This is a genomic window from Streptomyces sp. NPDC014889 (genome assembly GCF_043081205.1).
GTDB lineage: Bacteria > Actinomycetota > Actinomycetes > Streptomycetales > Streptomycetaceae > Streptomyces.
Genome location: NZ_JBIBWH010000019.1, coordinates 52301 through 63788 on the forward strand (window position 1 = coordinate 52301; position 11488 = coordinate 63788).

Annotated in this window: 7 protein-coding genes; 5 read left to right on the plus strand and 2 right to left on the minus strand. The window is 72.6% G+C overall.

From position 1 onward, the window contains the following. Positions 1-275: 275 nt before the first annotated feature. Together ACF09J_RS30980 and hflX are read left to right on the plus strand one after the other, a co-directional pair. Positions 276-1754 carry a M1 family metallopeptidase gene (locus ACF09J_RS30980; RefSeq protein ID WP_392308767.1) on the plus strand — a complete coding sequence of 493 codons (1479 nt, stop codon included), beginning with the start codon at positions 276-278 and terminating at the stop codon, positions 1752-1754. Positions 1755-1978: 224 nt separating this feature from the next. Beyond that, positions 1979-3490 (plus strand): GTPase HflX, encoded by a 1512-nt coding sequence (hflX, locus tag ACF09J_RS30985; protein WP_392308768.1) that lies wholly within the window; start codon positions 1979-1981, stop codon positions 3488-3490. Positions 3491-3562: 72 nt separating this feature from the next. Here the strand turns inward: hflX and ACF09J_RS30990 are convergent, their stop codons facing one another. Continuing rightward, positions 3563-4786 (minus strand): trypsin-like serine peptidase, encoded by a 1224-nt coding sequence (locus tag ACF09J_RS30990; protein WP_392308769.1) that lies wholly within the window; start codon positions 4784-4786, stop codon positions 3563-3565. 110 nt (positions 4787-4896) lie between these two features. Continuing rightward, positions 4897-6132 (minus strand): trypsin-like serine peptidase, encoded by a 1236-nt coding sequence (locus ACF09J_RS30995; protein ID WP_392308770.1) that lies wholly within the window; start codon positions 6130-6132, stop codon positions 4897-4899. 660 nt (positions 6133-6792) lie between these two features. On the opposite strand from ACF09J_RS30995, the gene ACF09J_RS31000 reads away from it, so the two are divergent. The 3 genes from ACF09J_RS31000 to ACF09J_RS31010 all read left to right on the plus strand — a co-directional run bounded on the left by ACF09J_RS31000 (position 6793) and on the right by ACF09J_RS31010 (position 11355). Further along, positions 6793-8337 (plus strand): diaminobutyrate--2-oxoglutarate transaminase family protein, encoded by a 1545-nt coding sequence (locus tag ACF09J_RS31000; RefSeq protein WP_392308771.1) that lies wholly within the window; start codon positions 6793-6795, stop codon positions 8335-8337. 284 nt (positions 8338-8621) lie between these two features. After that, positions 8622-10550 carry an IucA/IucC family protein gene (locus ACF09J_RS31005; RefSeq protein ID WP_392308772.1) on the plus strand — a complete coding sequence of 643 codons (1929 nt, stop codon included), beginning with the start codon at positions 8622-8624 and terminating at the stop codon, positions 10548-10550. Between the two features lie 64 nt (positions 10551-10614). Continuing rightward, a complete protein-coding gene (locus ACF09J_RS31010; RefSeq protein ID WP_392308773.1) occupies positions 10615-11355 on the plus strand; it encodes a GNAT family N-acetyltransferase in 741 nt (246 codons plus the stop codon). The last annotated feature ends 133 nt before the right edge of the window (positions 11356-11488 follow it).

Genomic DNA, 11488 nt, shown 5'->3' on the forward strand with positions numbered 1-11488 from the left:
CTCGCTGACCGTGCGTCAGGTCTGCCGCTCGCGCGCCGGGCCTGCCGCCTGCGGGCCGGTTTGCCGCCCGCGCGTCCGGGCTGCTGACCGCGCCTCCGGGGCGCTCGCCCGTGGCACGCGCGCGCCGCCCCGCACCACCGCGCCTCAGGTGCGCCCCCGTGCCCCGGCGCGCCCCCGTGCGTTCGTGGCCCTCGGCGTGCACCCGTCGGGCCCTTTCGGGTGGGTTGGGCGCGCGTCGGCGCGGTGGGGCCGGTGGGCGCTGATAGCGGTGGTGCATGCCGCTCAGCCCTGGATCACGTGTCCCACGTCGCCTGAAGGCGACTCTCCTCGCGTCCGCCGTCTCCGTCTGTCTCGTCGCCGCGAGTGCTCCGCCCGAGCCGCTGGGCATCGGCGACCGGCTCTTCCCGCATCTGGGCAACCCCGGCTACGACGTGTCGTCGTACGACCTGTCGTTCACCTACGGCGGTGACAACGGCAAGCCGCTCCAGGCCGTCACGACGATCGACGCGTGGACCACCAAGGACCTCGACCGCGTGAACCTCGACTTCGCGCACGGCACGGTGAACTCCGTGGAGGTCGACGGCCTGCCGGCCGAGTTCGCCGGCGCGGGCGAGGACCTTGTGATCACCCCCAGCATCCCGCTGCCCCAAGGCAGTTGGATGCGCATCACCGTGCGCCACACCAGCGACCCGATGCCCGTAAAGGGCCGCGACGGTGGCTGGGTGCGCACCTCGGACGGCCTCGCGATGGCCAACCAGGCGGACGCCGCCCACCTGGTGTTCCCATGCAACGACCACCCTTCCGACAAGGCGATGTTCACGTTCCACATCACCGCGCCCGACGGGTACACGGCCGTCGCCAACGGCCTCCCGGCGGGCGTCACCCGGACCGGCGGGACGACGACCTGGTCGTATCGCACCCGGCATCCCATGGCCACCGAGCTGGCTCAGGTGTCCATCGGCCGCTCCACCGTGGTGCGGCGCACCGGCCCGCACGGCCTGCCCCTGCGCGACGTCGTTCCCACCGAGGACCGCGAGGCCCTCGAACCGTGGCTGGCCAGGACCCCCGACCAGATCGCCTGGATGGAGAGCAAGGTCGGACCGTACCCCTTCGAGACGTACGGCCTGCTCATGGCCTCCGCCGCCACCGGCTTCGAACTTGAGACACAGACCCTGTCCCTCTTCGAGAAGAAGCTGTTCACCGAGCCCGCGTACCCCCGGTGGTACGTCGAGTCGGTCATGGTGCACGAGCTGTCCCACCAGTGGTTCGGCGACAGCGTCAGCCCGGGTACCTGGTCCGACCTGTGGCTCAACGAGGGCCACGCCACCTGGTACGAGGCCCTGTACGCCGAGGAGAAGGCGAAGAAGCCGATGGAGACCCGGATGAAGGCCGCCTACGGCGCCTCCGACACCTGGCGCGAGGCCGGCGGACCGCCCGCGCGGCCCAAGCCGCCGAAGTCCGGCCAGAAGATCGGCGTCTTCCGGGCGAACGTCTACGACGGCTCCGCGCTCGTCCTGTACGCGCTGCGCCAGGAGATCGGCAAGGCGGCCTTCCAGAGCCTGGAGCGCGCCTGGGTGCAGGCCCACCGGGACGGCACGGCCACCACGGCCGACTTCGAGCGCCTGGCCTCGGGCATCGCCGGACGCGACCTGAGCGGCTTCTTCCAGGCATGGCTCTACGGCGAGAAGACCCCGCCGATGCCCGGCCACCCCGACTGGAAGCCCGCCCCGCCGCCGAAGACGGCGAAGAAGTGAACGGAAGCGAGCGGAAGTGAGGGGAAGTGAGCGGAAGCGAGCGGCGGGACCGGGACGAGGAGAGCGGAGCAGGCCGGGGGAGGGAGGCGGAGCAATAACGCCGTGACGAGACGGGCCGTACCGTGCGACCATCTTCAGACCGGCGCGGGCACGGGCCACGGGAATCTCCCGGGGTACCCGTACGTTGTGACCGATGACGGACTCTCCCACCACGTAAGGACCAAATGACCTCCTCTTCTTCCTCTTCCCAGTCGTTCGAGGCGTCCCAGGACAGCAAGCGCCTCGCGCACTCCTACCCCGAAGGTCTCCGGGCCGATGCCCTGATGGAAGAGGACGTCACCTGGAGCCACGAGTTCGACGGAGAGCGGGACGGCGACCAGTTCGACCGTTCCGAGCGGGCGGCGCTGCGCCGTGTCGCGGGACTGTCCACCGAGCTCGAGGACGTCACCGAGGTCGAGTACCGGCAGCTCCGCCTGGAGCGGGTCGTGCTCGTCGGGGTATGGACCTCGGGGACCGCGCGGGACGCGGAGAACTCCCTGGCCGAACTCGCCGCCCTCGCGGAGACCGCGGGCGCGGTCGTCCTCGACGGCGTGATCCAGCGCCGCGACAAGCCCGACGCGGCCACCTACATCGGCTCCGGCAAGGCGAACGAGCTGCGGGACGTCGTCCTGGAGACGGGCGCGGACACCGTCATCTGCGACGGTGAGCTCAGCCCGGGCCAGCTCATCCACCTCGAGGACGTCGTCAAGGTCAAGGTCATCGACCGTACGGCCCTGATCCTGGACATCTTCGCCCAGCACGCCAAGTCCCGAGAGGGCAAGGCGCAGGTCGCGCTCGCCCAGATGCAGTACATGCTGCCGAGGCTGCGCGGCTGGGGCCAGTCGCTGTCCCGGCAGATGGGCGGCGGCAGCGGCGGCGGCCTCGCCACGCGCGGTCCCGGTGAGACCAAGATCGAGACGGACCGTCGGCGGATCCGCGAGAAGATGGCGAAGATGCGCCGGGAGATCGCGGAGATGAAGACCGGCCGCGAGATCAAGCGCCAGGAGCGGCGTCGCAACAAGGTGCCCTCCGTCGCCATCGCCGGTTACACCAACGCCGGCAAGTCCTCCCTGCTCAACCGGCTCACCGGCGCGGGTGTCCTGGTCGAGAACGCGCTGTTCGCGACCCTGGACCCGACCGTGCGCCGCGCCGAGACCCCGACCGGGCGGCTCTACACACTGGCGGACACCGTCGGTTTCGTCCGGCACCTGCCGCACCACCTGGTCGAGGCGTTCCGCTCCACCATGGAGGAGGTCGGCGACTCCGACCTGATCCTGCACGTGGTGGACGGCTCCCACCCCGACCCGGAGGAGCAGCTCGCCGCGGTGCGCGAGGTGATCAGGGACGTCGGCGCCACCGACGTGCCCGAGATCGTCGTGATCAACAAGGCGGACGCGGCGGACCCGCTGGTGGTCCAGCGGCTGCTGCGGATCGAGAAGCGCTCGATCGTCGTCTCGGCCCGCTCCGGGCAGGGCATCGCCGAGCTGCTCGAGCTGATCGACAGGGAGCTGCCCCGGCCGTCCGTCGAGATCGAGGCGCTGGTGCCGTACACCCACGGCAAGCTGATCGCCCGCGCCCACACCGAGGGCGAGGTGATCTCCGAGGAGCACACCGCGGAGGGCACCCTGCTCAAGGCCCGGGTGCACGAGGAGCTCGCGGCGGAACTCGCGCCGTACACGCCTGCCTCCGCGCTCTGACCCACACCCGTACGGCCCGAGGGCCCGCTCCCTGCGACAGGGGGCGGGCCCTCGGCGTGCCGGCGTGCCGGATCACCGGCCGCCGTACGTCCTGCTCATGTTCTGGTACAGCGCCTCCGCGCCCCGCCCCAGCTGCGGACCCGCCAGCCAGGTGTGGTCCGCGGGACCGATCGAGGTGTTGGACACGAGCTTGGTTTTGCCGTCCACGACGCGGAACCAGCCGCCGCCGGAGGAGCCGCCGGTCATGGTGCAGCCGATGCGGTACATCGTCGGGAGCGACGGGCTGAGCGACAGCCGGCCCGGCCGGTCCACACAGCGGAACATCTTCAGACCGTTGTACGGAGGCGCGGCCGGGTAGCCCCAGGCACCCATCGTGGCGACCTGCGGTACCTCGGGCGCGGAGAAGTCCACGTCCAGGGCCGCCCCGACGGTCTCCTCCAGCGACCGCGAGCCGGACTCCGGCTTCACGTGCAGCACGGCGTAGTCGTACGTCGCGCCCGCTCCGCCCGTCTCCGCACCGCCCTGGATCCACTGGCTGGAGGTGGACGCCCAGTCCGCCCACCAGGCGCCGTACGGGGCCACCTCGGAGGCGCGCGCGTTGCTCAGCCGCGCCGCGGACTTGCCGAGGTCGTTGTAGGACGGGACGAACGCGATGTTGCGGTACCAGCCGCCGTCCCGTCCGGCGTGCACGCAGTGGCCGGCCGTCCACACCAGGTTGGACCTGCCCGGATGGTTGACGTCCTTGACGACCGTGCCCGAGCAGACCATCGAGCCCTGGGGCGAGTCGAAGAAGACCTTGCCGACCGGGGCGGCGTTGGCGTGGTACGGCGTCTTCTCCGCCTGCGCCCGGACCGGCCGCGGGGCCGGGTCGCTGACGCCCTGGTCGGCGGCGGCGTCCTGGGTGGAGACGGTCTTGTTCGCCTCCTGGGCGGACCGCATCCGCTCGGGCTTCCACAGGCCCTTGATCACCGGGTTGACGAAGTCCTTGGCCTCACTGAGCCACTTGTCCTTGTCCCAGTCCTTCCAGCCGCCGCGCTGCCACTTGTCGACATCGATCCCGTGCTCCTTGAGCTTGTCCGCGATGTCGGCCGGAATCCTGACCTTGCCGTCGCCGTCGCCGCTGCCGCTGTCCCCGGTCTGCGAGGCGGTGGCGTCCGGCGCGCCGGCGGCGTCGGCCTTGCCCGAGTCGCCGCAGGCGGTGGCGGTGAGCGCCAGGGTCGCGACGAGCCCGGTGGCGGCCAGGGCGGTGCGCCGGCGCGCACGCCGGGGCGTGGCGGACCTACGTATGAGCTGCATGATGCGATGAACCCCCGTCGTTTGGTGTGAACACCGTGCGCGCCGGCCCGAGCGCCGAGCGCCTCGGTGGTGGTGCTTGACGCTTGCTGTTGTGCGCTGGTCTTCCGGGCCTACTGCCCGGCGAACTTGCCGCTGACGGCGTCGTACACGCCCTTGGCCTCAGGGCCCAGTCGCGGGCCCGCCAGCCAGCCGGCCGTCACCGGGCCGATCGAGGTGTTGGAGACCAGAGCGGGCTTGCCGTCCGAGCCGGTCGCGACCCAGCCGCCGCCGGAGGAGCCGCCGGTCATGGTGCAGCCGATGCGGTACATCGTCGGATCCGAGGTGCTCAGCGACAGCCGGCCCGGCTTGTCCTGGCACTGGTACAGCCGCTGCCCGTCGTACGGCGGCGCGGCCGGGTAGCCGGTCGCGGTCACGCTCCGCACCTTCGGTACGGCCGGGGCGGCGAAGTCCACGGGGAGCGCCGCGCCGACGGTCTCCTCCAGTGACCGGCCGCTGCCGCCCTGCTCGGGCGTCACATGGATGACGGCGAAGTCGTAGGAGGCACCCTGCCCCCCAGTCGGGCCGCCCTGCTCGATCCACTGCTCCGAGGTCTGCGCCCAGTCACCCCACCACACGCCGAACGGGGCGACCTCGTCCTTGGCGGCGTTCTGCAGCTCGGCGGTGCCGCGGCCGGCGTCGTTGTAGGACGGCACGAAGGCGATGTTGCGGTACCAGCCGCCCTTCTTGCCGGCGTGCACGCAGTGGCCGGCCGTCCACACGAGGTTGGACTTGCCCGGGTGGGCCGGGTCCTGAACGACCGTCGCCGAGCAGACCATCGTGCCCTCGGGGGAGTCGAAGAACACCTTCCCCGCCGTCGCCGCGTTCGCGTGGTACGTCGGCGAGACCGCGCGCGCCGTCACCGGGGCCGGAGTCGGGTCGGTGACACCCTGGTCGCCCGAGAGGTCGTTGTCGACGCCCTTGTCCGGGTCCTTGGCGCGGCGCATCCGGTCGGGGTCCCAGAGATCCTTGATGATCGGGTTGACGAAGTCCTTCGCCTCACGGAGCCAGTCGTCCTGGTTCCAGTCCTTCCAGGCGCCGTTCTTCCACTTGTCGATGTCGATCCCGTGGTCCTTGAGCTTCTTCCTGAGGTCGTCCGGGATCTTGATCTTTCCGTCGCCGGTTCCGCCCGTGTCGTCGGCGGTCGCCACGGCGGAGGGCTGCCCGTCGGCCTCGCTGTCGCCCGAGTCGCAGCCGGTGGCGAGGAGCGCGAGCCCCGAGGCCAGGGCAACGGCGGTCAGCACGGGGGAGGTTGTGCGGCGGGCGCCCCCTCCTCGACGCGCGGTGAAGAACGGGCGTATGGGTCGCATGCTCTGACTCCCCCTGCTAAAAACGGACTTGGTGCTCGGCGCCGCATTCCCACCGTGAAACCAAGGCCGGTTCACCCCTGTCTCACGGCGTGCGCGAACGGCACCACACACTATGCGGTCGGCGTGGGGGACCGCCGACGGAACGGCAACGGTTTCGCTACGGGCAGTGGTTCCGCCGCAGGCTGCCCGGCCGGGCCGTTCGTCCGAGTCCCGCCCCCGCTGCCGGCGCCCGCACGACGGAGCGGCTCCCCCGCCTCCGGCGGCGGCGCCGGTCGGCCGGAGGTCACGGCGCGGGACGGTCCGGCCGGGCCGCCGTGCCTGAGCCGGGTGCCCGGGCGGCCTCGGCGGGTGGTGCGCCCGCCGACGCCGGCCGATCGACTTCGCTCCGATCCCCGATGTCCGATGTCCGACGCGAGGCCGGGCGTGAACCGGTCGCTCCGCGCCCGGCCCGAGGGCGCCGACGAGCAACGATCCCTGACGCCAAGGATCTTGAGCTCACCCGTAACCGTGCGCACCGTCCGGGGTTGTAGCGGTGAGGGTCCTGATGTCTGCGTCCGGGACCCCGTGCCGTGGGCGGCGATCCGCCCCGGCAGCGCGAGAGGCCGGCGCCTTGCGTCAGTGGCAGGCCGACGCCCTGGGACAGCGGGAGGACAAAAAGCCGTGACCGTGACGGAGTCTGCGCCCGGAGGCTGCGCGTCCGCGGAGGCGCGCGCCTCGTTCGAGGGCATCCTGCGGCGACAGTCGGCGCGCGAGTCGGCGGCGCGCACCTATGCGCGCGCCCTGCCGATCGTGCCCGTGCGGGCCCGCGGGCTCACCATCGAGGGCGCGGACGGCCGCCGCTACCTGGACTGCCTCTCCGGCGCGGGCACCCTTGCCCTCGGCCACAACCACCCCGTCGTCCTGGAGGCCATCCACAAGGTCCTCGACTCGGGCGCGCCCCTGCACGCCCTCGATCTCGCCACACCCGTCAAGGACGCCTTCGTCACCGAGCTGTTCCGCACCCTGCCGCCCGGACTCGCCGGCCGCGCACGCGTGCAGTTCTGCGGCCCGGCCGGCACGGACGCGGTGGAGGCCGCCCTCAAACTCGTCCGCGCCGCCACCGGCCGTACCGGAATCCTGGCCTTCTCCGGCGCCTACCACGGGATGACCGAGGGAGCGCTCGCCGCCTCCGGCCACGCCACCGACGTACGGGTCACGCGCCTGCCCTACCCGCAGGACCACCGCTGCCCCTTCGGTGTCGGCGGCGCGCGCGGGGCCGAACTCGCCGCCCGCTGGACCGAGTCGGTCCTGGACGACCCGAAGTCGGGCGTACCGCTGCCCGCCGGGATGATCCTCGAACTCGTCCAGGGCGAGGGCGGGGTGATTCCCGCTCCGGACGACTGGGTGCGGCGCATGCGCCGCGTCACCGAGGACCGGTCCGTCCCGCTGATCGCCGACGAGATCCAGACGGGGGTGGGCCGCACGGGCACCTTCTGGGCGGTGGAGCACAGCGGTGTGACACCGGACGTGATGGTGCTGTCCAAGGCCATCGGCGGCAGCCTGCCGCTGGCCGTCGTGGTCTACCGCGACGACCTCGACGTCTGGGAACCCGGCGCCCACGCCGGAACGTTCCGCGGCAACCAGCTCGCCATGGCCGCCGGCGCGGCCACCCTGGCGCATGTCCGCGAGAACCGCCTCGCCGAACGCGCCGCGTCCCTCGGCTTGCACATGCTGACCCAACTCCGCGACCTGGCCGGCCACTTCCCGTGCGTCGGCGAGGTGCGCGGCCGCGGGCTGATGATCGGCCTGGAACTGGTCGATCCGGAGGGTGGCCCTGAACTGGACAGTGGGGGCGGGGCGGCGGATCGGGCGGGCGCGACGGTGGTGGACGGTGTTGTCATGAGGGAGCGGCGCCGGGCCGGAGGCGCCGAGCCGATGTCACCCCTCGTCCGGGAGCCCCGTCCCGCCGCACCCGAGCTCGCCGCCGCCGTCCAACGGGAGTGCCTGCGTAGAGGCTTGATCGTCGAACTCGGTGGCCGCCACGCGAGCGTCGTGCGGCTCCTTCCGCCGCTGACGATCACCGACGAGCAGGCCGCCGCAGTGCTCGGCCGCCTGGCCGAAGCGGTCGAGGGGGCGGCCCGGAAACACACCGGCCGAGACGGTCAGGAACGCGGGGCCCCTCGGAGGCAGCCGCGACTCACCGGCCGCTCGCAAGGCGCGGGGTAGCACCCTCCGGCCGCCCTCGTGGGCGGGCGCCCCCGGGAGACGAGCAGGTCCGAGCCAACACCGGCCCCCACGGCCGACCTGGACCGAACCACCGGTGCCGTTGCGGAACCGGAAGAGCCGCTCGGCTCGCCCGATGCCCGATGCCCGATGCCCGATGCCCGATGCGCTCGGTCCGTATCCCCCGACCGCCACCACTGCCGCCCTGACCGCCGCCCCCACCGTCGCCCCGACCGACTCGGCCTCCGCCGGACGCGTCGACCCGAACGTCACCATGAGGAGCCGTCTTGAACCTCACCTCCATCCCCCACGGCCGCTCCCGCATCCCCGACCCGGCCGAGACGGTCCCCCGTCAGCCGAGAAGGACATCGGCCGCCCTGCGGCCCGACGGCACGGCCACCGACCTGCTCGAACACCCCGACCCGCACACCGCCGCCCAGGCCGCGGCCGTGGAGAGCCTCCTGCGCTGCTGGGTGCGCGAGACCGGCGCCGCCGCGCCGAGTTACGGCACCCTCCGCATCCCCCTCCGGGCCAGCGGGACGGCCCTGCTCGTCCCGGTCCACCACTGGTCCCCGACGGGCTGGCACCGCTTCGGCCTCCCGTACCTGGCCGACGCCCCGGAGGACGCCCCGCCGGCCGACGCCGTCACGGTCGCCACCCTGCTCGCGCGGGAAGCGCACACCAGGATCCGCGTTCCCAGGGCCTCGCGGGGGCCCGCATCCGCCGACCCGTCGCAGAACCGCACCTCGGCCGAGCCCTCCGGCACCGCCGCACTCGACCTCGTCGCCCGTGTCGCCGACTCCGTGCGTGGCACCGCCCTCTTCCTGAGCGACCGCCGGCACCGTCCCACCGACGGAACCGACCGGTTCCTCTCCGCCGAACAGGCACTGCTGCTCGGACATCCGCTGCACCCGACCCCGAAGAGCCGCGAGGGCCTGTCGGAGGCCGAAGTCCGCCCCTACTCGCCCGAACTGCGCGGCTCCTTCCCGCTGCACTGGCTGGCGGTGGCCAACTCCGCACTCGCCACCGACTCCGCCTGGACCGAGCGCGGCCGCACCGTACCCGCCGACCGGCTCACCGCCCGGCTCGCCGCAGCGAAGCTGCCCCTGCCCGACGGATACACCGCCCTGCCGCTGCACCCGTGGCAGATGCGCGAGGTCCGCCACCGCCCCGGCACGGCCGCCCTGCTCGACGCGGGACTGCTGCGCGACCTCGGCCCCCAGGGGCCGCACTGGCATCCCACCTCCTCCGTACGCACCGTCCACCGCACCGGTGCGGCCGCCATGCTCAAGCTGTCACTGGGCCTGCGCATCACCAACTCCCGTCGTGAGAACCTCCGCAAGGAACTGCACCGAGGCGTGGAGGTCCACCGGCTGCTGCGCAGCGGCCTCTCCCGGCAGTGGCGCGCGGCGCACCCCGGCTTCGACATCGTCCGCGATCCGGCCTGGCTGGCCGTGGACGACCAGGACGGGACACCCGTGCCGGGACTGGACGTGATGATCCGGCACAACCCGTTCAACCCGGCGGACGACGTCTCCTGCGTCGCCGGACTCGTGGCCCCCCGGCCCTACCCACGGGCCGGCGCCCCCCTCTCCCTGCGGTCCCGCCTGGCCGAGGTCGTCACCGGCCTCGCCGTCCGCACCGGACGCCCGTCGAGAGCCGTCGCCGCCGAGTGGTTCCTGCGCTACCTCGAGCACGTGGTCCGCCCCGTGCTGTGGCTGGACGGGGAGGCCGGGGTCGCCCTGGAGGCGCACCAGCAGAACACGCTGCTCCTGCTGGACGACGAAGGCTGGCCGGCGGGCGGCCGCTACCGCGACAACCAGGGCTACTACTTCCGCGTCTCCCGGCACGCGGAGCTCGACGCCCGGCTGCCCGGCATCGGCGAGCACAGCGACACCTTCGTCTCCGACGACGTCACCGACGAACGCTTCGCCTACTACCTCGCCGTCAACAACGTGTTCGGCCTCATCGGCGCCTTCGGCTCCCAGCGGCTCGCCGACGAGCGGCTGCTGCTGGCTGCCTTCCGCCGCTTCCTCGTCTCCGCGGCCTCCGGCCCGGCCCGTACGCGCTCCACCCTGCCGGCCCGCCTGCTCGACTCCCCGGTGCTGCGCTGCAAGGCCAACCTGCTGACCCGGCTGCACGGCCTCGACGAACTCGTCGGCTCGGTCGACACCCAGTCCGTCTACGTCACCATCGCCAACCCCCTGTTCCTCTGACCCGCACTCCCACGTGACTGCGACTCCCGTCCTCCGCAATCCCTCCTTCCGAGAGGAGCGCGCCATGCCTCCGACCGACGCAGGCGCCGCCACCGGGCAAGCGCCGGCAACCGCTCCCCACCCCAGCGCGACCGGGGCGGGCACCGACGGAGAGGACACGCTCGACCTGCGCCTGCCGGACGACTTCGTCACGCGTCTCGGGGAGACGACCGGGGCGGGCACCCCGGCCACGGCCGACCTGCTCGACGGCGTGGGTGACTGGGGCCCCACCCTCACGCCCGCCGGCGCGTTCCAGTTGGTTCCCGTCCGGCTGGAGCGGGACCTGCCGCTGATCTGCCGCTGGATGAACGATCCCGCCGTCGCGGAGTTCTGGCAGCTTGCCGGGGAGCGGGAGGTGACCGAGACCCATCTGCTCGCGCAACTCGACGGCGACGGCCGCAGCGTCCCCTGCATCGGCCTGCTCGAGGGCACGCCGATGAGCTACTGGGAGATCTACCGGGCCGACCTCGATCCGCTGGCCCGGTACTACCCCGCCCGGCCGCACGACACCGGGATCCATCTCTTCATCGGCGGCGTCGCCGACCGCGGGCGAGGGCTCGGCGGCACCCTGCTCAAAGCCGTCGCCGACCTGGTGCTCGACCAACGCCTCACCTGTGCCCGCGTCCTCGCGGAACCGGACCTTCGCAATGCACCCTCCCTGGCCGCCTTTCTGAGCGCCGGTTTCCGATTCGCCGCCGAGGTCGACCTGCCCGCCAAACGGGCCGCCCTCATGATCCGCGACCGGTCCTTGCGTGATCTGCTGTGACTGCGAGCCACAGCACCATCACAGGTGGTACGCCGCTCCGGTCGGTCCGGCTCCCCTCCCGCCGGACGGGAGTGGGAGGTAACCGGCCACCGGTCTCCGCCTTGATCGCCCGATTGTCAGTCCCGAGCCGTAG